The 21,672-nt window shown below is 69.6% G+C and carries 22 protein-coding genes, 1 tRNA gene and 1 riboswitch; of the genes, 1 reads left to right on the top strand and 22 read right to left on the bottom strand.

The genetic code is table 11. The features are described from left to right. Positions 1-62 precede the first annotated feature (62 nt). The 17 genes from STSP_RS12810 to STSP_RS39615 form a co-directional block, all read right to left on the bottom strand. A tRNA-Leu gene (locus tag STSP_RS12810) sits at positions 63-146 on the bottom strand. A gap of 382 nt (positions 147-528) precedes the next feature. Continuing rightward, on the bottom strand, positions 529-1,824 hold the full coding sequence (locus STSP_RS12805) for an SAM-dependent methyltransferase (RefSeq protein WP_067276204.1): 1,296 nt from the start codon (positions 1,822-1,824) through the stop codon (positions 529-531). Positions 1,825-2,126: 302 nt separating this feature from the next. Then, a complete protein-coding gene (locus tag STSP_RS12800) occupies positions 2,127-3,521 on the bottom strand; it encodes an NAD(P)/FAD-dependent oxidoreductase (RefSeq protein ID WP_067276201.1) in 1,395 nt (464 codons plus the stop codon). A gap of 397 nt (positions 3,522-3,918) precedes the next feature. Next, complete coding sequence (locus STSP_RS12795; protein WP_067276199.1) at positions 3,919-4,857, bottom strand: Ppx/GppA phosphatase family protein; 939 nt, start codon at positions 4,855-4,857, stop codon at positions 3,919-3,921. Between the two features lie 130 nt (positions 4,858-4,987). Then, on the bottom strand, positions 4,988-5,509 hold the full coding sequence (locus tag STSP_RS12790) for a DUF501 domain-containing protein (RefSeq protein WP_067276197.1): 522 nt from the start codon (positions 5,507-5,509) through the stop codon (positions 4,988-4,990). Positions 5,510-5,595: 86 nt separating this feature from the next. Continuing rightward, positions 5,596-6,072, bottom strand: coding sequence for an FtsB family cell division protein (locus STSP_RS12785; RefSeq protein WP_067276194.1), 477 nt, complete (start codon positions 6,070-6,072; stop codon positions 5,596-5,598). 160 nt (positions 6,073-6,232) lie between these two features. Beyond that, on the bottom strand, positions 6,233-7,519 hold the full coding sequence (gene eno, locus STSP_RS12780; RefSeq protein ID WP_067276271.1) for a phosphopyruvate hydratase: 1,287 nt from the start codon (positions 7,517-7,519) through the stop codon (positions 6,233-6,235). Positions 7,520-7,825: 306 nt separating this feature from the next. Next, positions 7,826-8,587, bottom strand: coding sequence for a LysM peptidoglycan-binding domain-containing protein (locus tag STSP_RS12775; protein WP_067276192.1), 762 nt, complete (start codon positions 8,585-8,587; stop codon positions 7,826-7,828). Positions 8,588-8,591: 4 nt separating this feature from the next. Beyond that, positions 8,592-8,789: riboswitch (cyclic di-AMP (ydaO/yuaA leader) on the bottom strand. A gap of 171 nt (positions 8,790-8,960) precedes the next feature. Further along, complete coding sequence (locus tag STSP_RS12770) at positions 8,961-9,839, bottom strand: transglycosylase family protein (RefSeq protein ID WP_332835364.1); 879 nt, start codon at positions 9,837-9,839, stop codon at positions 8,961-8,963. Between the two features lie 300 nt (positions 9,840-10,139). Next, positions 10,140-11,507, bottom strand: a complete 1,368-nt coding sequence (locus STSP_RS12765) for a cytochrome P450 family protein (protein ID WP_078067125.1) — start codon at positions 11,505-11,507, stop codon at positions 10,140-10,142. Positions 11,508-11,708: 201 nt separating this feature from the next. Next, entirely contained in the window at positions 11,709-12,701 is a 993-nt protein-coding gene (locus tag STSP_RS12760; RefSeq protein WP_067276187.1) for a nucleoside triphosphate pyrophosphohydrolase, read from the bottom strand. Between the two features lie 240 nt (positions 12,702-12,941). Further along, positions 12,942-13,604: a SurA N-terminal domain-containing protein gene (locus STSP_RS12755; protein WP_067276184.1), complete on the bottom strand. Its 663-nt coding sequence runs from the start codon at positions 13,602-13,604 to the stop codon at positions 12,942-12,944. 208 nt (positions 13,605-13,812) lie between these two features. Beyond that, positions 13,813-14,484, bottom strand: a complete 672-nt coding sequence (locus tag STSP_RS12750; RefSeq protein WP_078067124.1) for a hypothetical protein — start codon at positions 14,482-14,484, stop codon at positions 13,813-13,815. 68 nt (positions 14,485-14,552) lie between these two features. Further along, positions 14,553-14,879: a hypothetical protein gene (locus tag STSP_RS12745; RefSeq protein ID WP_067276181.1), complete on the bottom strand. Its 327-nt coding sequence runs from the start codon at positions 14,877-14,879 to the stop codon at positions 14,553-14,555. 69 nt (positions 14,880-14,948) lie between these two features. Next, positions 14,949-15,779 (bottom strand): glycoside hydrolase domain-containing protein, encoded by an 831-nt coding sequence (locus STSP_RS12740; protein ID WP_067276178.1) that lies wholly within the window; start codon positions 15,777-15,779, stop codon positions 14,949-14,951. Positions 15,780-16,109: 330 nt separating this feature from the next. Beyond that, a complete protein-coding gene (locus tag STSP_RS39620) occupies positions 16,110-16,298 on the bottom strand; it encodes a hypothetical protein (protein ID WP_067276176.1) in 189 nt (62 codons plus the stop codon). After that, on the bottom strand, positions 16,295-17,638 hold the full coding sequence (locus tag STSP_RS39615) for a hypothetical protein (RefSeq protein ID WP_198547326.1): 1,344 nt from the start codon (positions 17,636-17,638) through the stop codon (positions 16,295-16,297). The genes STSP_RS39620 and STSP_RS39615 overlap by 4 nt, the downstream gene beginning before the upstream one ends. A 551-nt stretch (positions 17,639-18,189) precedes the next feature. On the opposite strand from STSP_RS39615, the gene STSP_RS12725 reads away from it, so the two are divergent. Further along, positions 18,190-18,582, top strand: a complete 393-nt coding sequence (locus STSP_RS12725; RefSeq protein WP_232789611.1) for a hypothetical protein — start codon at positions 18,190-18,192, stop codon at positions 18,580-18,582. A gap of 44 nt (positions 18,583-18,626) precedes the next feature. Here STSP_RS12725 and STSP_RS12720 read toward each other — a convergent pair whose 3' ends face one another. The 5 genes from STSP_RS12720 to STSP_RS12700 form a co-directional block, all read right to left on the bottom strand. Further along, on the bottom strand, positions 18,627-19,172 hold the full coding sequence (locus tag STSP_RS12720; RefSeq protein WP_157902827.1) for a GNAT family N-acetyltransferase: 546 nt from the start codon (positions 19,170-19,172) through the stop codon (positions 18,627-18,629). 100 nt (positions 19,173-19,272) lie between these two features. Then, complete coding sequence (locus STSP_RS39135) at positions 19,273-19,647, bottom strand: hypothetical protein (RefSeq protein WP_067276173.1); 375 nt, start codon at positions 19,645-19,647, stop codon at positions 19,273-19,275. Between the two features lie 153 nt (positions 19,648-19,800). After that, a complete protein-coding gene (locus STSP_RS12710; protein WP_067276171.1) occupies positions 19,801-20,394 on the bottom strand; it encodes a hypothetical protein in 594 nt (197 codons plus the stop codon). A 137-nt stretch (positions 20,395-20,531) separates the two neighbouring features. Beyond that, positions 20,532-21,089, bottom strand: coding sequence for a hypothetical protein (locus STSP_RS12705; RefSeq protein WP_067276169.1), 558 nt, complete (start codon positions 21,087-21,089; stop codon positions 20,532-20,534). A gap of 64 nt (positions 21,090-21,153) precedes the next feature. Continuing rightward, a complete protein-coding gene (locus STSP_RS12700; protein ID WP_157902826.1) occupies positions 21,154-21,657 on the bottom strand; it encodes a hypothetical protein in 504 nt (167 codons plus the stop codon). Positions 21,658-21,672 lie beyond the last annotated feature (15 nt).

Genomic DNA, 21,672 nt, shown 5'->3' with positions numbered 1-21,672 from the left:
CGGGTTCGTTGCGGCCGTGCGAGACCGCCGTTTGCTCATGCACGGTCGCCTGAGCGGGAAAGTGCCCGGAGCCGGACTTGAACCGGCACGCCCGCGAAGGGGCAGCGAGGTTTAAGCTCGCCGTGTCTGCATTCCACCATCCGGGCAGGTCGTGGCTCCGCATCAAGGGTCAGAGCCTATCCGGCAGACATCCCCCGAACAGCGGAACGACAGACCGATGTTGTCTTATTTTATTGACGTCTGAGGGTGCATCAGGACACGCAGGGCTTAATCCGCACTTGCCAAGGGCCCGTCCGCTTCCCGGGTCCTGCGGCGCTGATTGACGGGATTTCACCGCCCCGTCACCTGCTCCGCGGGCCCTCGACGCGCCACCTCACACCTTCGGGTGCCCGACTTCCCCGTAAACAGATGTCATCCGAACGTATGACACCGAGTTGTGCCGTTGCGTGGGGAAGCGGCGCGGCGGAAGGGCCCGAACGGTGCTCCCGTCCGGGCCCTTCTGCCGTCGTCCGTGTGCCGGTCGGTGCGTCAGCCCCAGGTGCGGGCCCGAAGCGGCATCCCGGACGTGCCGGACGGGAGCGACTTGACCGCCAGGACCTGGTTGACGCCGATGCGGTTGCGCTCGAAGGACAGCGCACAGGCCGCCATGTAGAGGCGCCAGACACGGGCCCGTCCGGGGCTCGTCAGCTTCACGGCGGCCGGCCAGTTCGCCTCCAGGTTGGCCACCCAGCGGCGCAGCGTCAGGCCGTAGTGCTCGCGGATCGACTCGAGGTCGCGCACCTCGAAGCCGGCCTGCTCCAGCAGCCCCACGGTGGCGCCGACAGGCTGCAGCTCTCCGTCCGGGAAGACGTAGGCGTCGATGAACTCGTCGACCTCGTACGTCGATTCGTCGGCCTGCGGGCGGCGCGCGATCTGGTGGTTGAGCAGCCGTCCGCCGGGCTTGAGGAGGCCGTACAGGCTCTTCGCGTACTCCAGATAGCGGGTGGAGCCGACGTGCTCGGCCATGCCGATCGAGGAGATCGCGTCGAACGGGCCGTCGACGACGTCGCGGTAGTCCTGGACCCGGATCTCGATCCGGTCCGTCAGGCCCTCCTCCGCGATCCGCTTGCGCGCGTACGCCGCCTGCTCGCCGGAGAGCGTGATGCCGACGACGCTGACGCCGTGCTCGCGGGCCGCGTGGATCGCCATGGAGCCCCAGCCGCAGCCGACGTCGAGCAGCCGCTGCCCGGGCTGCAACCCGAGCTTCCCGGCGACGAGTTCGAGTTTGTCGCGCTGTGCGTCCTCGAGCGGGCTGTCCGGTGTCTCCCAGTACGCGCACGAGTAGACCATCGACGGTCCGAGCACCAGCTCGTAGAAGTCGTTGCCCACGTCATAGTGGTGGCTGACCGCCCGCTTGTCGCTGCGTTTGGTGTGCAGGTGCAGGCGTCCGTGCCGGCGCATCTCCTCGCGCGGCGGGGCTGGCGGCAGGAACGGCCCGCCCAGCGTGAAGAGGCCGCGGATGGCGGCCCGCACCTCGGGGTCGCGCAGCGCGTCCCACGCGCCCCTGGCGTCCTCGCCGCGCTCCCAGACGAGCCCGGACATCAGGTCCAGCGCCTCGTAGAGATCGCCGTCCACATCGAGCTCGCCTGCCACCCAGCCGCGGGCCAGCCCCAGTTCACCGGGCTTCCACAGCAGGCGCCGCACGGCGCGGCGGTGGCGTACGACGAGCGTGGGGGCGCCCGGCGGCCCGGCTTCCGACCCGTCCCAGGCGCGGACACGCACAGGGAGCGGAGCCCCCAGCAACTGCTCAAGAAGCGTCTTCAGCCGCAGTGCGGCATCCTGCATGGCGCACACCTCCGTGACGAGCGGATCGCGGAACGGTCCAACACCACGTAAACACCGACGGCGCCCGTGCGCAGTCCCATTGAAGAGTTACGTCCACGCAAAATGCCTGCAGCCCACACGTATGGCGCACGTGCAGCACGCCGCACACGCGCCCGGAAGCCCATCCGGCCGCCGTCCAGGCGCCTTTCGCCAGACGGACCAGGGCCTCGGACACACCGAAGGGGCCGCCCGCACCACGGATGGCGGGCGGCCCCTTCGGGCTGAGCAGATGACCCTGAGGCCAGGAGGCGACGACCCTCAGGTCAGGAGGCCTTGGCCTTCTCCCCGGGCTTGGCGGCGGGCTGGGCCGACGCCGGCGCGGGGGCCGGCTTGGCGGCCTCGTAGAACTCCTCGCGCGGGGTCTCCATGGCGCCGAGGGAGACGACCTCGCGCTTGAGGAACATGCCGAGCGTCCAGTCCGCGAAGACGCGGATCTTGCGGTTCCAGGTCGGCATCGCCAGGCCGTGGTAGCCGCGGTGCATGTACCAGGCGAGACGGCCCTTGAGCTTGATCTTCATCTTGCCCATGACGATCATCGCGACGCCCTTGTGCAGGCCGAGACCGGCGACCGCACCCTTGTTGGCGTGGCTGTACGTCTTCTGCGGGAAGCCGCGCATCCCGGCGATGACGTTGTCGCCGAGGACCCTGGCCTGACGCAGCGCGTGCTGGGCGTTCGGCGGGCACCAGGCGTTGGGGTTGCCGGCCTTGCGACCGATGACGTCCGGCACCTGGGCGTTGTCGCCCGCGGCCCAGATGTAGTCGGTGCCCTGGACCTGGAGGGTCTCGCTGGTGTCGACGTGGCCGCGGGGGCCGAGCGGCAGGCCGAAGCGGGCCAGCGCCGGGTTCGGCTTCACACCGGCGGTCCACACGATGGTGTTGGAGTCGACCTCGAGGCCGTTCTTCAGCACCACGTGGCCGTCCACGCAGGAGTCCATGGAGGTGGAGAGGTAGACCTCGACCCCGCGGCTCTCCAGGTGCTCCTTGCCGTACTGGCCGAGCTTGGGGCCGACCTCGGGAAGGATCTTGTCCGCTGCGTCGACGAGGATGAAGCGCATGTCCTCACGGGACACGCTGCTGTAGTACTTCGCCGCGTCGCGGGCCATGTCCTCGACCTCGCCGACGGTCTCCGCACCGGCGAAGCCGCCGCCCACGAAGACGAAGGTCAGCGCCTTGCGGCGGACATCCTCGTCGGTCGTGGAGTCGGCCTTGTCGAGCTGCTCGAGGACGTGGTTGCGCAGGCCGATGGCCTCCTCGATGCCCTTCATGCCGATGCCCTGCTCGGCGAGGCCGGGGATCGGGAAGGTACGGGAGATCGCGCCGAGCGCGATGACGAGGTAGTCGAAAGGCAGCTCGTACGCCTCGCCGACCAGCGGGGCGATCGTGGCGACCTTGCGGTCCTGGTCGATGGTGGTGACCCGGCCGGTGAGGACCTCAGCCTTGGGCAGCACGCGTCGCAGCGGGACGACGACGTGCCGAGGCGAGATGCTGCCGGCGGCGGCTTCGGGGAGGAAGGGCTGGTACGTCATGTACGAGCGGGGGTCGACGACCGTGACGGTCGCCTCGCCGTAGCGCATCTTCTTGAGGATGCGGCGAGCTGCGTACAGGCCTACGTACCCGCCCCCGACTACGAGGATCCTGGGACGCTCCGTGGTGCTCATGGCATCGAGTATCCACCCGCACGGAGGGGGTCGCTCGTGCGCCCCTTCACAAGCTTGGTCGGGGCCTCTGCTACACTGCCCGGCCCTCGTGACGGAGATCATGGCGTCCCGGGGAACCACAGCACCTCACCAACCGTTGTCAAGGCCTCGTGAGCTGCCCCTCAGTGGTTTCGCAGGGGCCGTACCGCCGCGCAGCGCCCGGGACTTCCGTCGCATCGGCGAGGGTTCACTGCGGGCCTTCCGGGCCCCAAGGACCCTCCCCTGCGGGCCCAGCCGCAGGAATCGGTGCCCTACCGGGCGGAATTCCTTGTGAAGAACTTCACGAAGTTTTCCGACGCCTCGTCGCCGAGGGGGTTTTCCGGCCCCCTCGGGCGCGCTCAGACGATATAAGGCCCGCTCAAGCGATGGATAGAGCGATCCCGTCGAGGATGTCGTGCTCACTGACGACGACCTCGCGGACGCCGACCCGTTCCATGATCGAGAGCAGCACGAGGGCACCCGCGCCGATGACGTCCACCCGGCCCGGGTGCATCACGGGGATGGCCGCGCGCTCATCGTGCGTGGAGGAGAGCAGCTGCCGCGTGATGGCGGCGACCTGCTCGTACGAGATGCGCGAGTGGTGGATCGCCGCGGAGTCGTACTCCTGGAGGCCCAGCGCGATGGCGGCCACGGTGGTGACCGACCCCGCGAGCCCGACCAGTGTGCGCGCCTCCTTGAGCGGCACCGTCTGCTCGGCGAGGTCGAGCGCGGCCTCGATGTCGGCGCGGATGGCCTCGATCTGACCCTGCGTCGGAGGGTCGGTGACCGCTCCGTCGCGTACGAGGTGGCGCTCGGTCATCCGCACGCAGCCGATGTCGACGGAGCGGGCGGCCCGCACGTGCTCCTCGCCGACGACGAACTCGGTCGAGCCCCCGCCGATGTCGACGACCAGGAAGGGCTTCTCGAAGTGGTCCCTCCCTACGAGCTCCTTGGTCGCCCCGGTGAAGGAGAACTCCGCCTCCTGGTCGCCGGTGATGACCTCCGGCTCCACTCCGAGGATGTCGAGGACGCCCCGGACGAAGTCGTCGCGGTTCTCGGCATCGCGGGACGCGGAGGTGGCCACGAACCGGATCTTCTGCGCGCCGTGCGCCCTGATCGCCTCGGCGTACTCGCGGCACGCGGCGAAGGTCCGCTCCAGCGCCTCGGGCGCCAGCCGCCCGGTCCGGTCGACGCCCTGGCCGAGCCGCACGATCTGCATCCGCCGGTCGAGCTCGACGAGCTCACCGCCGGGCCGGACGTCCGCGACGAGCAGCCGGATGGAGTTGGTACCGCAGTCGATGGCGGCGACACGGGTCATGGGCGATTCCTTCTGCGATCGGGGCCGGCAATCAGCCCGTCCGGCGCTTGAGGACGAGGCCGTTCAGGCCGATAGCGGGGTCTGGGGGCGCAGCCCCCAGGTACGGGAAGGGTAGGGGCGGCGGGGGCGATCACCCTTCGGCAGACACCACGCACGGCCCCTTGCGCCACCACTCGGGAAGCATCGCGATGGCCTCGTCGCCGAGCGGGTTCACGCCCGGGCCGGCGGCCAGCGAGTGCGCCACCAGCACATGCAGGCACTTCACCCGATCCGGCATGCCCCCCGCGCTGGGGAACCCGGTGAGCTCCTCGATCTCGTCCCGCCGCCGGATGTAGTCCTCGTGCGCCGCCCGGTACGCGGCCGCCAGCTCGGGATCGGTCGCCAGCCGCTCCGTCATCTCCTTCATGACGCCGTCGGCCTCGAGCGTGCCGATCGCGGACGCCGCCCGCGGGCACGTCAGGTAGTACAGCGTCGGGAACGGCGTGCCGTCCGGCAGCCGCGGCGCCGTCTCGACGACGTCCGGCTGTCCGCACGGGCAGCGGTGCGCGATGGCCCGCAGCCCGCGCGGCGGCCGGCCGAGCTGCTGCTTGAAGGCCTCGACGTCCGCGTCGGTCGGCTCGGTGCGCGGGGTGGGCGGCGGGGGGGTTTCCATGCCGTGAGCTGCGTCTTTCAGTAGTCAGGTACGAGGTCGAACAGAGGTCGTACAAGGGTCGCACGACGGGGTGCATCGCATGTCGGTCAGCCGTCGGAGCGGTCGGCCTTGTCGACGCCGTCCCAGACGTTGGCGTACCAGGGGCGATCGGCCGCCCTCTCGTGCGTACGCGTCTGCTTCACCGGGTGCGGGTCGATCACGATGTAGCCGGTCTCGCCCGGCATCACATAGTGCAGCCGCTCCCGGATCCGCTGCTCCGCGTACGCGTCGTCCTTCCAGCGTGCCTTGAGGTCGCGGAGCTCCTCGACCCGCTCCCGGGCCTGTTTCCGCTGCCGCTCCAGATCCTCTATCTCGGCTCGCTGCGCGACGTACTGCCTTATCGGATACGCGAGCGCGACGATCAGCGAGCAGAGCACCAGCGCGAGCAGCGCGGCGCGGCCGGTGAGGCGGGAGCGGCGGGCCTGGCGCCGGGTCTGGGAGCGGTAGACACGGGCGGCGGTCTGCTCGCCGAGCAGCCGCAGCCGGGTCGCGGTGGAGAACCGGTCCCGGTCCTTCGCGCCCATCTTCTCCCGCCTCCCCGTCACGTGCGTACGTCCCCGCACACGGTACGGGACCGGGTACGGGGACGTACGTACGACTGGCTGACTGGTCGGACCAGCCCCTTGCGGGGGCTCTCAGCCCTCAGCCTGCCGCCAGAGCCTCAGCCCTTGGGCCGCCAGGGCCTCAGCCCTTGAAGCGCGGGAACGCGCTGCGGCCCGCGTACACCGCCGCGTCGTCGAGGATCTCCTCGATGCGCAGCAGCTGGTTGTACTTGGCGACGCGCTCGGAGCGGGCCGGGGCGCCGGTCTTGATCTGGCCGCAGTTGGTGGCGACGGCCAGGTCGGCGATGGTGACGTCCTCGGTCTCGCCGGAGCGGTGGGACATCATGCACTTGAAGCCGTTGCGCTGGGCCAGCTCGACGGCGTCCAGGGTCTCGGTCAGCGAACCGATCTGGTTGACCTTGACCAGCAGGGCGTTGGCGGCGCCCTCCTCGATGCCGCGGGCGAGGCGCTCGGGGTTGGTGACGAACAGGTCGTCGCCGACCAGCTGGACCTTGTCGCCGAGCTTGTCGGTGATGACCTTCCAGCCGGCCCAGTCGTCCTCGAACAGCGGGTCCTCGATGGAGACGAGCGGGTACGCGGAGACGAGCTCCTCGTAGTACTCGGTCATCTCGGCGGCGGAGCGCTCCTTGCCCTCGAAGAGGTACTTGCCGTCCTTGTAGAACTCGGAGGCGGCGACGTCGAGGGCGAGGGCGATCTGCTCGCCGGGGGCGTAGCCGGCCTCCTTGATGGCCTCGAGGATGAGGTCGAGGGCCTCGCGGTTGGAGCCGAGGTTCGGGGCGAAGCCGCCCTCGTCGCCGAGGCCGGTGGCCAGGCCCTTGGCCTTCAGCACCTTCTTGAGGGTGTGGTAGACCTCGGTGCCCCAGCGCAGGGCCTCGGAGAAGGACTCCGCGCCGATCGGGGCGATCATGAACTCCTGGATGTCCACGTTGGAGTCGGCGTGCGAGCCGCCGTTCAGGATGTTCATCATCGGCACCGGCAGCAGGTGCGCGTTGGGGCCGCCCAGGTAGCGGAAGAGCGGGAGGTCGGAGGCCTCGGAGGCGGCGTGGGCGACGGCGAGCGAGACGCCGAGGATGGCGTTGGCGCCGAGCGAGGACTTGTCCGGGGTGGCGTCCAGGTCGAACATCGCCTGGTCGATCAGGCGCTGCTCGGTGGCGTCGTACCCGACGAGCTCCGGGCCGATCTGCTCGATGACGGCGAGGACGGCCTTCTCGACGCCCTTGCCGCCGTAACGGTTGGCGTCTCCGTCACGGAGCTCGAGGGCCTCGAACGCACCGGTGGAGGCACCGGAGGGGACGGCGGCACGGCCGGTGCTGCCGTCGTCGAGGCCGACCTCGACCTCGACCGTGGGGTTGCCCCGGGAGTCGAGGATTTCCCGGGCTACGACGACGTCGATGGACGGCACGAGCATCTCCTTCATGGGATGTGACGCTGAAAGTGCGGGGCCGTATGTCTTTGGCCTTGCGACACGAGCCTATCCGGCTCCAGGACGACGGCCAGCCGACCGACCGGCCCTTGGACAAACTGAAAGCAAATTGTTTCTGAACGGAACAAAGTGAGGGGGCATCCCGGTACCTACGGGCCCGCACCGGGACGGACCTCGCCCCGGCCCGCGGGGGGACACGGGCCGGGGCGAGGGGTCTGGGGACATCCGTGGACATCCGGGAACATCCAGGGATATCCGGGGATATCCGGGGATATCCGGGGCGAGGGTCGCTCAGCTGAGGTGGAGCTGCTGGCCCGGGTAGATGGCGTTGCAGTCCTGGACGACACCCTTGTTCAGGTCGAACAGCTGCTTCCAGCCGCCCTTGACCTTGTACTGCTCGGCGATCTTGCCGAGGGTGTCGCCCTGCACGACCTTGTACTCGCCGTCGCCCTTCGCGACCTGCTCGCCGGCCGCGGTCTCGACCGTCGCGCCGCCGCCCTCAGCGCCGGAGGCGGTCTGCTGCTCCGTGCTCGGCGCGGCCGTGTCCTGCGTGGGCGCGCTCGGGGAGGTCGTGCTCGGCGTGGTGGTGCTCTGGCTCGGCTCGCTCTGCTGGGTGGCGGTGTCCGTAGTCGCGGAGTCCGTGGTGTCCGCGCTGGTGCCGCCCTCGTACGGGGTGTTGGAGAGGTTCACGCCACAGGTCGGCCAAGCGCCCTTGCCCTGACCCGCCAGGACCTTCTCAGCGACGGCTATCTGCTGCTCCTTGGTGGCCTTGTCGGCCGTGGCCGCGTACTCGGTACCGCCGTAGGCGGCCCACGTGGAGGCCGAGAACTGCAGGCCGCCGTAGTAGCCGTTGCCGGTGTTGATGGACCAGTTGCCACCCGACTCGCACTGGGCGACGGCGTCCCACTCGGCGGCGGTGGCGGCGGAGGCGGAGCCGGCCGTCATCAGCGGAGCGGCGATGGCGACGCCGGTCACACCGGCGAGCGAAGCGATGCGAGAAGTGCGGCTGAGAACGGACGCGCGACGGTGCTTGCCCTTGCTGGAACGCAGCATGGAGTGATCCCCTCACCGACGCCTACGAGGTGAGCTGTCGGGTTCGGGCCGCGTGAGTTGCCCGGTCGCGCTTTCGTTGCGCGCGACTTCACCCCAAGCCGGTTCCGACCGTTGTCAGCCGCCACCCTGTGCTCGACTGCTCAACTGCCGTTGCCGGCGCAAACCTTGGGTCCCCCGCTCCTGCCTACGGCGCTGGACGCGACGACTGAACCCGCATGGCCGTCGGCAGGATTCGGCGTGACGACCGCGAGTGCCCGCTGTGGCGAGCGGTCACGACCGTAAACATCCGCTTGAGCGGATTTCAAAGACGATCAGGGCTTCTGAGACGCATCTCTCAGCCTCACCAAAACGGACAATTGGCCCTGAACTATCGCTATTTATCGGTCGATTCGAGACCGAGATCCAGGACCTGACCGGGGAGGATGAGGTCGGGGTCGGCACCGACGGTCTTCTTGTTCTCCTCGTACAGAGCGGTCCATCCGCCCTCGATGTCATGCACGTCTGCGATCGCCCAGAGGTTGTCGCCGGTGCGCACGGTGTACGAACCGTCGTCGCCGCGACCCGCGTCGGAGCGCGAGGCGTGGCGGCCGGAGGAGTCGGAGGATCGCGTGTCCGCCGGGCCCTCCTGGGCGCTTTCGCCGCGGTGCCGGCCGGTTCCCTCGCCTTCGGAGGGAGTCTCGCCGGACTCGGCGGCGTCCGTGGCGGCCGCATCGGAGGACGAACCGCCGTCACCCTGGTCGGACTTATCGGACTTGCCCGAATCGCCCTGATTGCTCTCATCGGAGTCGCCGGAGGCAGCCGGTTCGTCAGCGGTACCGGAGGCGCCGTCGGCCGGCTCGTCGGAGGCCGAGGGCTCCGTCGCGTCCGAGGAACCGGACGACGCGTCGGACGAGGAGCCCGATGTGTCCTCCGACACACCCGTGTCGACGTCCGCCGCAGCCTCGTCCGCGGTGAGGCCGACGAGCAGAGAGCACGTCGGCCACGCCTTCGGCCCTTCGTCGGCCAGGACCTTCTCGGCGACGGCTATCTGCTGCGAACGGCTCGCCTTGTCCGCGCTCGGGGCGTAGTCGAGGCCGCCGTAGTTCTCCCAGGTCTCCTGTGTGAGCTGCAGACCGCCGTAGTGGCCGTTGCCCTCGTTCGCACTCCATGCGCCGCCGCTCTCGCAGTCGGCGAGGCGGTCCCAGGTGGCGGTGTCCGCGGCGCTGGCGCTGGTGGCGCCGAGCAGCGGGATCGCGATGGCTGATCCGGTCACCCCCGCCGCGACGATGAGGGCCGGAGCCTGGCGGGGGCGACGGTGTCGGCCGTTCCCGGAGAGCATGCGGTTGCCTTTCGCGGTCGGGGACTTCCCCGGCCGGGTGGAGCCAACCGGGCAAGACTGGGATGACCGGGACAGCTGATGCCCGAGTCGACGGTGAAAGTAGCGGGAGTCGAACGCTTGTCACAAGTCGATGCAGCGGAGATCACGTGAAAGTCACAAGATTGACGGACCATCAGCTGCTGACGCGGCGCGGGGCCGGTGGTCGCTTTCCGGCCGGTTCGGCTACCACTGCGGCTACGACTGCGGGGTGAAGCGCACGGGCAGTGTCCGCAGCCCCCGCATGATGAGCCCCCCGCGCCACCTCAAATCGTCGGGGTCCGCATCGAGTTGCAGGTCGGGGAGGCGCGTGAGCAGCGTGGCGAGAGCCGTCTGACCTTCCAGCCGGGCGAGCGGTGCGCCCAGGCAGTAGTGGATGCCGTGGCCGTATCCGAGGTGCTGGTTGTCGCGCCGGGCCAGGTCGAGCGTGTCCGGATCGGCGAACCGCTCGGGGTCGCGGTCGGCCGCGGCGAGTACGACGAGGACCGGGTCGCCCGGCTCGATGTGCTGCCCGCCGATGGTGAGCGCCTCGGTCGCGAACCGCCAGGTGGCGAGCTCCACCGGGCCGTCGTAACGGAGGAGTTCCTCGACTCCCGTGGCGAGCAGGCCCGTCTCGCCCGCGGCGAGGGACCTCTGCAGTCGCTCGCGCTGGACGGGATTGCGCAGCAGGGCGTACGTGCCGTTCCCGATGAGGTTGACGGTCGTCTCGAACCCCGCAAAGAGAAGGATGAAGGCCATCGCGGCCGCCTCGTTCTCGGTGAGGTGCTCGCCGTGGTCGGAGGCGCGGATGAGCCCGGAGATGAGGTCGTCGTCGCCGTCCTCGCGCAGGCGTTCGCGCTTGCGGTGGATCAGGTCGGCGAGATAGCCGCGCATCTTCTTCACGGACCGGGCGACGCCCCCGCGCGGCCCGCCGCCGTGGCGGATCATCATGCCTGCCCAGTCCCGGAAGTCGTCCTGGTCCTCCCGGGGGACGCCGAGCATGTCGCAAATGGCGTAGATGGGAAGGGGGAAGGCGAACTCGTGGATGAGGTCGGCGGTCCCGCGGTGGGCGAACTGGTCGATGAGGTGGTCGGTGAGTTCCTGCACGCGCGGCGCGAACTCGGCCACGCGGCGCGGCGTGAACGCCTTCGACACCAGCCGCCGCAGCCGCGTGTGGTCCGGCGGGTCGATGTTGAGCAGATGTGTCATCAGCTCCGCCTTGCGCTCACCGGGGATCCCCGTCTTGCCCTTCGCGTGCGCGGGCTCGTCGTGGTGCGCCGGGTTCTTCGACAGCCGCTGGTCGGCGAGCGCCTGCCGCGCGTCCGCATACCGGGTCACGAGCCAGGCCTCGACCCCGCTGGGCAGCCGGGTCCGGTGCACGGGCGCGTGCTCGCGCAGCCAGGCGTAGGCGGGATAGGGATCGGCGGCGAACTCCCAGGTGAAGAGCTCGGGGGCGGGTCCTGCTGCGCGAGCGGGTCCTTCTGCAGGGGTAGGGCCCTCTACGGGAGCGGGTCCCTCTGCGGGAGCGGGTCCCTGCGGAGGAGCGGGTCCCTCTGCGGGGGTTGCGGCGGGGTTCTGGTCGTGCACGTCTCGACCGTAGCCGTAGTCCGGGGTACGGCGGACTACGGGCGGACGGCGGCCCGGCCTGCTCCGTGGGCCCGCGGGCCCGGGGACAGTCGCCACAGCACATGCGATCACCGGCGCGCCGGGGCCCACAGTCGGGCACGCCCACGCGACCGCCGTGCTCGCACGCCCGGGGCCGGGCCGTCGCGACAGGCCGGCCGGCGCTCAGCCCGTCGTGCTCGCCTCCTCCGCGGCGCGTATCGCGTCGCGGTACGAGCGGGCCGCCGCGCGCAGTGCCGTCTCCGGGTCGACGCCCTCCGCTTCGGCGCGGGCGGCCAGCGCCAGCAGTTCGTATCCGATGCCGCTGCCGGCCGGGAGGGCGACGTCGAGCCCGGCCGTGCGCGTGCGCGACGCGAGCTTGGCGGCGAGCGCGAGGGCGGGCTGGTGCAGCGGGATGCCCTCGGTCACGGATGTGCGCTGCTTCTCCACCGCCTTGGTGCGCAGCCAGTGCGCCTTGACGTCCTCCGGCGTCTCCGCTGTGTCTTCGCCGAAGACATGGGGGTGGCGGTGGATGAGCTTCTCGACGATCGTGCCCGCCACGTCGTCGATGGAGAACGCCTCGGCCCCGTCCTCCGGGCGGCCCTCCTGCGCGATACGGGCGTGGAAGACGACCTGGAGCAGCACGTCGCCCAGCTCCTCCCGCAGTTCGTCGCGGTCGCCGGACTCGATGGCCTCGACGAGTTCGTACGCCTCCTCGATGCCGTACTTGGCGAGGCCCTGGTGCGTCTGGGTCGATGACCAGGGGCATTCGGCGCGGATGCGGTCCATGACCTGGACGAGGTCGAGGAGGCGGGCGCCCGGCAGGTCGTACGAACCGGGGAGCAGCTCCAGTTCGGGCATCTGCACGCGGCCCGAGCCGGCCAGCCTCGCGAGGCCGTCGGTCAGCCGCGGCTCGCCCTCGCCCGTGGCGACGACGGTCACCGTCCGCCCGCCCGCGCAGGCGTCCACCAGCTCCTGGGCCGTGGGGGCCGCCTGCTCGACCTCAATGCCCGCGTCCCGCAGATAGGGCAGCTGCGGGTGCGCCTCGTCGGCGCACAGCACGCGGTCGGCCGCGCGGAGCGTCTGCCAGGCGGGCCAGGAGAGCAGGCCGGGCGCGACGCGATGGCTGGTGGTGAGCAGGACGATGCGGCCGGGGTCCGCAGAGCTGGTTGCGTTCACGCATCGAACGTAACCCACGGCACCGACATCGCCCCGCGCTCCGGGCGCTGCACAGCGCGCACCCTCAGACGTGGCACAGCGCGCACCTCCAGACGCTGCACAGCACGCACCACCCGACGCTCCACAGCGCGTACCGCCCGACGCTGCACAGCACGCACCGCCCGACGCTGCACAGCACGCACCGCCCGGCCTTGCGGCCTGCCGCCGCGGCGGCCCTACGTCGGGGCCGCCACGGTTGCCCTACGCCTGGTTCGTGCCCGCCGACGTCACCTCGCGGATCCACGGCGTCTTGGCGTCCGCGCGCTGGCTCTTCTCCACGTCCCAGGTGCCGTACCGCGGGTTCAGGTCGATGTCGAGGGCCTTCGACGCTTCGGAGAGGGCCTTCCAGAAAGTGGCCTGGCCAGCCGGCGTGTTCATATCGGCGCCGAGCCGCTTCGCGAGCTCCTGGGCCTCGATCTCCGTACGGATGCTTTCGTCGATGTGTGCCGGGGCGATGTTGTACCGCTGCAGCCAGTCCGCCTCGAGCTGCTTCGCGCCGCCGAGCTGCTGCTCGAGGCCGGCCCGCGCCTCCTGGACCTGCTTGCGCGTGACCGTCACCCCGGCGTCGGCGGCGGCGCGGTGCACCACGCGGTCCAGCACCAGGCTGTGGAGTGTGGCGCGGGTGAGGCCGCCGGTGGCGGCGATGGCCTGCGCGTACTGCGCGTCGTTCGGCGAGGCGGCCCGCTGGGCGTCCCGCACCTCGGCCACCCGGGTCTCCAGCTGTGCGACCGTGATCCGGTCGCCGCCGACGACGGCCGCGGCCCCGGGGCGTGCATCGTTTCCGCAGCCGGTGAGCAGCGGGGTCGCGGCGAGGAGTGCCACGGAGGAGACGGCGAGCGCGATGCGGCGACGGCGGCGGTGCAAGGAAGCCTCCCGAGGAGATTGTGCGACGGTGCACAAAGTCTTGCGGTGATCGATGGTAGGCAGTGGCTGTGTTCTGGGCCACCCCTTCCCCAGCACTTCGTGCAGGGGATGCCCCAGGACCAACGATTCACGGCGCGTTACGGCACCCTGGCGTGCCTGCACCCTCACCCTCTGTGACAGCAGTCCCGGTCTGCCTGCCCCTCCCCGCCTACCCCTGCGCGTCGACCGCTCGCTCGACCGCCCCTGCGACCTCGGCCCGCAGCCCGTCCCCGGTCTTCGTGACGGTGACGTTCGTCGGCTGGCGCCGTGCGCTCCCGCCGTGCCCGCTGCCTTCGCCGGACTCGGCGTCAGCGCCCACGAGTACGAAGCCCACCTTCTGGTACTGCGGCGCGGCCTGGGCAGCGGCCTCCACCTCGGGCCTGCCCGTCGCGAGGACGACGTCGCACGAGCGCTGCAGCAGGCCGTTCAGATACGGCCGCGCATTGGCCGCGGACTGCTCACCCGTCACCGGTACGTAGCTCACGCGCGCGTGCGTCCTGAGCGAGGCGTCCTGCATGCCCTGCCAGACCTCTGCGGCGGTGGTCCCGGCCGTGATGCCCTTCTTGCCGGTCAGCAGGCAGGCGTCGACATCCGTGTAGTGCCGCGCCCGGGTGTCCGGGATCGGCGGCCTCCCGTCGTCCCGGAAGACGAGGAAACCCGCAACGGCCACGGCGGCCACCACGACGAGGGCGGTGGCGGCGACCGTGATCTGTCGGCCGGTGAGCGTCCTCAGCCGACGGACGGCGCCACGCGCGCGTGCGGCGACACGCGACAGCTGTGCCGACTCGCGCGCTGTCTTCGCCCGCTGCGCCTGGAGCACCTGTCTGACCCGCTTGGCCACCTGTCCGGCTCGCCTCTCTCGTGTGTTGCCTTCACTTGCCTGCCGCCTCCGGTGCGGACTGTGTCCGGCTACCGGTACCCGCGGCGTCCCATGCGGCGGGGCCAGACCGTCCAGGCGTGCACCGAGGCGCCCGCCATCGACACCAGGATCAGCAGCGTGTCGTCCGCGAACGCGATGCCGTGCGTGGTCTCGGGCGTCAGAGCGAGCTCCAGGACCCACGCCACCAGCACCGCGCAGAAGACTCCGAAGGCGCCCCAGTCCGCGCGACCGCCCCTCCTCAGCGCGATCACGAGCGAGGGAACAGGGCACAGCAGCCCCAGGCTGACGACGGGAAGCGCCGCGAGCCCCGCCCGGACGGCGAGCGGCCCCACCACCGGCAGTCTTTCGACCCTCATTTCCCTGCTCCCTTCGCTCACTCGGCCCTATGACGGGTCGGCGGGTTCAGCCCTGGTTCCGGCCGTGGCTCAGCCGGTGATGGCCACCGGCGCGTCCCAGGCGTCGCGGTCGACGGTGATGGTGTAACCGCCGCGCGACTCCTTGCTGTTGACCATGTACTGGTGGCCGCGATGGTGCCCCGTGTAGAGCGTCGAGCTGAACGGCCAGTCGGTGGTCGTGGTGTTGACCTTGTCCCACTTGGCGTACCAGAGGTTGCCCGGCAGGTTCGTACGGTCGGTCGCCGTGGCCACCGCCTTCGCGCTGGAGCTGCTGAATCCGTAGAACCCGCTGCGGTACTGCTTGGCGTTGACGGCCTTGTGCCAGGCGCGCACATAGGTCAGCACCGCGTCATTGCAGGACGTGTTGGTGATGTCGTACGGCTCCATGTCCAGGTAGAGGCCGCTGCCCGCCTTCATGCCGAGGGCGGACGCCTTGGCGACGGCGTCCGCGCCGTCGGCGGCACCCTGCGAGGCGGCGGTGCTCGCGTTGATCGTCTCGGGGCTCGTGCCCGTCTGGCAGGGCGGCTGGGCCGCCACGTAGATCGGGATGAGCTTCCAGCCGACGGAGCTGACGGACTTCACCCAGGAAGCGGTGAGGTTCGGCTGCGAGCAGCCGCGGTTCTTGCCGCCGACGTACACGGCTGCGGCGCCGTAGAAGCCGGTGTGCCAGGCCTTCATCGCGGACAGGGAGGGTGCTGCACAGGTGTCGAAGGCACGGCCGGTGTAGACCTTGGCCGCGGGCCAGGTCGTGGTCGTCGCAAGGGAGTTCTGCGCCGCGATGCCGGCCCCCGCGAGCACGGCGGCACCTGCCGCGGCCCAGGCGATGTAGCGACGCTTCCTAGACACCCGATGGCTGGACATCCCCACCCCATTCACGACACGAGTCGGCTGCGACCGACCGACTGACCGACTGACTACGAGAGAAGTCCCGGCACGCTCCCCGCACCAGACACGTCGGCACACCGGACGTGCCGGACGCGCGCAGGACACGTACAACGGGAGCTGACCGAAGACGGCTGACGCCCAGTCACGGTGGAAGGGGCGCTGGAGAGTCCTCCCGCCGCCTGCAGCACACCGCTTTCTGAGCGGATCGAACGCTAACCGACCGTTCCGGGCTGATCAGGAAACATCGCGCCTTGATCGCCACAAGAATCCCCCAAGGCACAGCAAAGCCGGAGGGCGGCGCGGCGGTCAGCTGCCGCCTCCCGCCGGTGCCCGCCGGGTCCGCCGCTGGATCCGGACGGCGGGCCAGGCCAGCCCGGCGGCGATGATCCAGAGGAAGACCGTCAGGGCGGCCCACTCACCCGTGGTGGTCTCCGGATCCGTCGCGCCGAAGACGGTGTAGGCGACCGCCACGAGGGACCACAGGCCCGCGATCACGCCGAAGACGACCAGCCCTGCCGTCTGGGTCCCGTGCGTCGTACGGGTGCCGGCTGCGCGGAACGGGCCGGACCCGCTTCACCAGCCGCGGCCGCGGCTCCCTCGTCGGCCCTCGGCTGCTTCTGCCGGGGCGGCAGCCAGACGGTGGCCGCCGGGTCCACCGCCGCGTCGATGGTCGCCATCGTGTGGGCGTCGATCCCGTACAGTCCCGGCTCCACCTGTACGGCCAGGCCGTCGCTGCCGATGAGTTGGCGAGCGCCGTCGGGCCAGCTCAGATGGGCGGCGCATGCGCGGTAGAGCACCGTGATCGTCTGCTTCCCCGTGGTCAGGCTGACGCCCTCGTCCCCGACGATCAGCGCCGAACCGTCCTTGCGTACGGAAGGGAATTGCTTCCCGGCGACGGTGTGGGCCGAGCTGGTCGGGGCCGCCGCGTACCCGGCCCAGTCGGCGGTGTGGCCCGCGGGCACCTGCATCAGCGCCGTCCCGGCGGCCTCCAGTGCGACCGCGTGCAGATGCCCCGGCGTGGTGGCCCACAGTTCGGACCGCAGCTCGTCCGTCCCACGCAGCGGCCGATGCGCGAGGAGGTCCTCGGCCGCGCCGGGCAGCCGCCGTACCGCCCCGTCGGGGGCCGTCAGCGCGGCGTCGGCTCGGGTACGTACCGCCTCGAGGTCGGCCTGTTCGATCCGGCCGGCCTGGAGCCCCGCCAGGACGTCGACGAAGCCGCCGAGCACCGCGTCCTGCTTGGCGGGCAGGGCGTCCGCGAAGGCCGTGACGACCGCGAACCCGTCGCGGCGCGACTCTTGGCACAGCTGCTGCAACAGCCGTGACTGGCCGGAGAAATGGCTCGGGTGGTACGCGGCCAGCCGGTCGTATCGGCGCCGCGCCTCGTTCTGCCCGAGCTGGAGTCCCCGCGCGGTGTTGAGCCGCTCGGCCCAGGCCGCGTCGTGGGACGGGTCGAGGGCGGTGGCCCTGATGAGCAGTTGCTCGGCCCGCCGCAGGTACGCATGGAACTGGGCGAACTGCTCCCTGCTCACGTGTTCGGCGCGGGCCGACGTCCTGATGTCCCAGCCCATGCGCACCTCGCGGGTCCCGAGGAGCGTCAGGGCGAAGACGTCGGTCGGCACCGCGGCGACGAACTGGCGCAGCGGGTGTTCCACGTCCGGGACGTCGGCCAGCACACCGAAGGCGAAGCTCCGGTTGGTCCCGTGCGGAAGCCCGTCGACGTACTGGCGAACCGCGGCCCAGTCGTTGGCGGCGGCGGCCTGCTCCAGCCAGGCGGCCTCCGGGAACGCCGAGGCGATCGCGAAGTCGGGGGGCGGCAGGGATGCGGCGGTTGGCATGGACCGGATGGTAAGTGGTGCAAGTGTCCGGCTATCAGTGGCGATGAGGCGACCACACGACAGACATAAAGGGGCATGTGGGGCCACTGGCCGCCGATTTGGGTTCGGCTTGGGTTTGGGTTGGACGTACTTGGCGTCGCCTTGGTGCTCACTTGGCTCTGCCTTGCCCTGAGCTTGCTCCTGGCCGGCACCTTGCGTGGAAGACTGACTGCGCGAGCGAGCGGCCCCGGTACCTGAACCGTGATGAGCGGCCTGGACGGGAGCCCGCGTCGGGGGCTGGGTGTCCGCCTCCTCGCACCCCCATGCGCTCCGCTGCGCGCCCACGAAGTGCTAAGAAACCCGGCGGTTCAGGCACTTCGGTCGCGGCTCGCCTCGCAACCTCCCCCACACCCCGCTCGGGACGCGTTCCGGTCACGCGCGTCTTCGGTTCGTCCTGCCGCCTGCGCCGGGACGGACCATCAGGCCCCCGCCCGTCCACCCATCGCCTCCAGGAGCCCACCCGTGGCACTCAACGCCCGCCGCACCAGCCAACTGCTCGAAACCGCGACCCCTTGCTGATAGAGGGCGAGCAGGTCGAGCTCACCACCCTGGCCGCCGTCGGTTCGGTGTCCGTGCGCAAGCAGGCCCTCACGGCGGCCGTGGTCGGCGTACTCAGCGCCGGAACGGTGATGGCGACGGTCCGCCCCCGCCCGATGTACATCGTCGTGACCGACCAGCGACTGCTGTTCTTCGACGGCGCGGGCGGCGGCAAGCCGGGCCGTCTCCAGATGAACCTCCCGCGCCCCTACGTCTCCGCCGCGGAACCCAAGAAGGGCTTCCTCGGCCTCACCGTGGTCACCCATCTGACGGTCGCCGGCCAGGAGAAGGGCCTGAAGGTCACATTCCCGGTCCAGACCCGCGGGGACGGCCGGCGGTTCACTTCGGCGTTGCCTGTTACCCGCTGAGGGCACGCGGAGACGGCTACCGCCGCGGCCCGTTGGTCGCGGTGTCAGATGAAAGCCGACTCCTCGCGCAGGACCGAGTAATAGACGCTGTCGCGCCACGTCCCGTCCGGCCGTGGCCAGTCACGACGGACCAACCCGTCACGCACCGCACCCAGCAGTTCCAGTGCCTGCTGGGACCGGGCGTTCTCGGGATCCGTGCGGAACACCACCTTCTCGCAGGCCAACTCGGTGAAGGCATGCTCCAGCAGGAGGCGCTGCGCCTCTCGGTTGATACCCGTGCCCCACCAGGGTCGCCCCAGCCACGTGGATCCGATCTCCACCTGCCGACCCACCGGATCCGGGTACCAGTACGACGTGGTCCCGGCCACCTCCTGACCGACAACCACCGCAAAGGGCAGCCGCAGCGCCCCACGGCTCAGCGCAGCACGGATCCACTCACGCATGGCCTGCATCGTCGGTGGGCGGTCATACGGCAGTGTGGCGAAGACGTCGTCGTCCGCAACGGCCCACAATCCCTCGGCATGTTCGAGGGACAGCGGCTCCAGACGAACGCGTGGGCCGGACAAGGTGAACGGGCGCGTGGGAAACACCCCATGAGTCTGCCAGTCGTCGGCCTCTAGTCCTTCAGGAACGCCCCCATGGGGCTGATCTGTGCGGACCGTGTCTGGCCAGCGCGCCAATCCGAGTGACTCACTGCTCGACCCAGGTGTACCGAGTCCACACAGCGTCCCGGTCCGCGGCCTCCAGGAGAACCTGGACACCCATCTCACGAGGCAGGAGACAACCCTTTGGCCAAGTGATCTCCTCACCAGCGGCTGTGATCAGCACCTTTTCGGAGTCGTCCAAGATCTGAAGGTTATAGAACGTCCGGTCGCGGAGTGCCGTGACCGTGGAGAACTCCGGTTCCACGGTCACCAGAACGCAGTCGTCCTCACCATCGTCCAGCGTCAGCCCCATGGACGCGGTCTCCGGAATCGACCGATACACCTCCGTAAGAGCCGACAGATCAATCTTCGAGTGCTGGTACGAGGGATTCCACGTCTCAACGCTCACCACGTTGGTCATTGCATACCTTCCGACAGCCGGCCGAGTTGCTACGAATCCACGTCAAAGCGCTCCCGCGTTGATTTCGGCGACCGCACATCACCCACGGCCGGCTGGGATGGGCCGAAACCCATCCCGGCCAGTTCCGAAGCGCTGGCCTGCCAATTCACCCCATCAGCCGTAACGTGCGACCGTAAGCTGGAGACGGGATCGCGCAACCCCGCGAGCCCTTTCACGGAGTTTATTCGCAAGTTCCGCGTCAATCTCCGTGCATCTACGGATCTCCGCGATGTCAAGAGCTTGCTGCTCCTCTTCTCCCGGCACCAGCTCGGCACCCACCCGCCTGCCAAGCCGGAATGCATGGTTTCGCAATGTCAGCGAGCAGTCCTCAACCCAGGAAACGTCGTAAGTTTCCAGAAATTTCAACGCCGCGTGCATAGCGATCGCTCCATGCAGCGCGAACGCCGCCTCCCTGACTGCTTCGTCCCCAAGAGTGAGCTCCTTCAGGCCCTCGATGTCGACCGACCGGACCGGACTCACGCCGCCCTCAGACCCATGGGACTGGCGCCAGAGTTCGTCTAGAGCATTGCTGTAGATCTCCCAGTCCCTGGTTCTTTCACCTTTGGAAACCACCCAGAACAGGATTCCACATGCGCGCTCCACGCAGGCCGCACCGAACAACGCGGCCTGCTCCACAGAAGCCGACGCCAGAAAGCCGTCCAGCCGCTCAGTGAATCCGCGTTGGAGCTGTCGAGCGATAGAAGACATGCCCTCTCCTTCGGACTCACGTGAAAGGAAGACTGCCTGTGCTGCCCATTATGGAACATCTCCAGGCAATCGAAGAGCGCAATGGACAGCTCCAGTCAGATTTTGCCATCAGGGGTAGATCTGATGCGCCCAACCGTTCACCCGTTCCTCATCCACTCCTTCAGTGCCCGGTGGTAATGCATCGCGTCACTCCCGGCACCAATGCGGAGGTTGAACACCTCCTCCTTGGAGAGCGGATCGCCAGACGACAGAAGCTGGTCAGCTGCAGCAGCTTGTCCGGCGGCCTCAAAGGCAAACCAACTCGTCGCCCCGGCGGGGGGTGTCAATCCCTTCTGATCGAACTCAAGAGCCACCGAAAACGCAGACCCGATCGCCTGGGCCCGGCAGCGAGCCTCGTCAATGCCCAGGTCGATCAAGCCGCTAATCGCATCGAGCGCAGCTGTCACGGCAACCATCCATGGACGACCCGAGCCCTCGGTTGCGGCACGAAGCCCCTCCACCTTCGCTCGGGCCGCTTGCCGGAGCTCCGACTCGTCACCAAGGCCGCCGAACTCGCGCCAGTAGGACTCCACCACCTGGACGGCCGGGTAGGCGTCCTCCGCTGCACCTGCCATTTCGGCGTGCAGGGACACGATGGAGTCCACCCGGCCGGCAGCGACAACCGCAAGCATCCCCTTCGTACGACGGATGCGCATCAGGGGCTTCAGGCATCCCGACTCACAGCCTTCCAGGGGATGTTGGCGAGAAGTCTCACCCCGTTCAACTGGTCTTCCTGTGCTTTCGGTTCTGGGCTGCCTGCCGGTAGTAATCCACGCGTTTCTCGTCGAGATCGACGAATTCGAGGATCTCGACCGCGGTCTCGCTGTCTCCCGCGAGCGCCTCCCGGAAGATCAGTGGAAGGCCCTCACGAGCACGTAGATGGCATTCCTGGGCGAGATGCGTTCGCCCCAGCGCCGCTTCGGACGGGTGTGCTTCGCCCAGCACCACGCGCCACAACACGGACAACAGATAGTTCCGCGACGTGTCGCACAACGGATCGGCCAACGCCGCAAGGATGACGCTGACCGCCGGAACGGCGACCTCGAAGAGTTCCCCTTGGACCTCGAGGTGCCCTTCCAGATCCGCCCCCAAGGTCTCCTCGGCGCTCTCCGCCTCGACCAGACGCTCGAAGGTACCTGGAACGTGTTCAGCTGTCCCGCCGCAGCCGCACCGCAACTGCCCCCAATCGAACCGACCGATCTCGGCCCGCACGAGCCTGCTCATGCGCATCCGTGGTCT

The sequence above is a fragment of the Streptomyces jeddahensis genome (assembly GCF_001642995.1).
Lineage (GTDB): Bacteria > Actinomycetota > Actinomycetes > Streptomycetales > Streptomycetaceae > Streptomyces > Streptomyces jeddahensis.
Note: the sequence above shows the minus strand (reverse complement) of the source record. Positions and strands in the feature narration are given on the sequence as shown.

Coding starts and splice junctions, on each gene's coding strand:
- STSP_RS12805 (WP_067276204.1), bottom strand. CDS start 1,824: ATGCAGGATGCCGCACTGCGGCTGAAGACGCTTCTTGAGCAGTTGCTG.
- STSP_RS12800 (WP_067276201.1), bottom strand. CDS start 3,521: ATGAGCACCACGGAGCGTCCCAGGATCCTCGTAGTCGGGGGCGGGTAC.
- STSP_RS12795 (WP_067276199.1), bottom strand. CDS start 4,857: ATGACCCGTGTCGCCGCCATCGACTGCGGTACCAACTCCATCCGGCTG.
- STSP_RS12790 (WP_067276197.1), bottom strand. CDS start 5,509: ATGGAAACCCCCCCGCCGCCCACCCCGCGCACCGAGCCGACCGACGCG.
- STSP_RS12785 (WP_067276194.1), bottom strand. CDS start 6,072: ATGGGCGCGAAGGACCGGGACCGGTTCTCCACCGCGACCCGGCTGCGG.
- eno (WP_067276271.1), bottom strand. CDS start 7,519: ATGCTCGTGCCGTCCATCGACGTCGTCGTAGCCCGGGAAATCCTCGAC.
- STSP_RS12775 (WP_067276192.1), bottom strand. CDS start 8,587: ATGCTGCGTTCCAGCAAGGGCAAGCACCGTCGCGCGTCCGTTCTCAGC.
- STSP_RS12745 (WP_067276181.1), bottom strand. CDS start 14,879: ATGAGGGTCGAAAGACTGCCGGTGGTGGGGCCGCTCGCCGTCCGGGCG.
- STSP_RS12740 (WP_067276178.1), bottom strand. CDS start 15,779: ATGTCCAGCCATCGGGTGTCTAGGAAGCGTCGCTACATCGCCTGGGCC.
- STSP_RS39615 (WP_198547326.1), bottom strand. CDS start 17,638: ATGCCAACCGCCGCATCCCTGCCGCCCCCCGACTTCGCGATCGCCTCG.
- STSP_RS39135 (WP_067276173.1), bottom strand. CDS start 19,647: ATGACCAACGTGGTGAGCGTTGAGACGTGGAATCCCTCGTACCAGCAC.
- STSP_RS12710 (WP_067276171.1), bottom strand. CDS start 20,394: ATGTCTTCTATCGCTCGACAGCTCCAACGCGGATTCACTGAGCGGCTG.
- STSP_RS12705 (WP_067276169.1), bottom strand. CDS start 21,089: ATGCGCATCCGTCGTACGAAGGGGATGCTTGCGGTTGTCGCTGCCGGC.
- STSP_RS12700 (WP_157902826.1), bottom strand. CDS start 21,657: ATGAGCAGGCTCGTGCGGGCCGAGATCGGTCGGTTCGATTGGGGGCAG.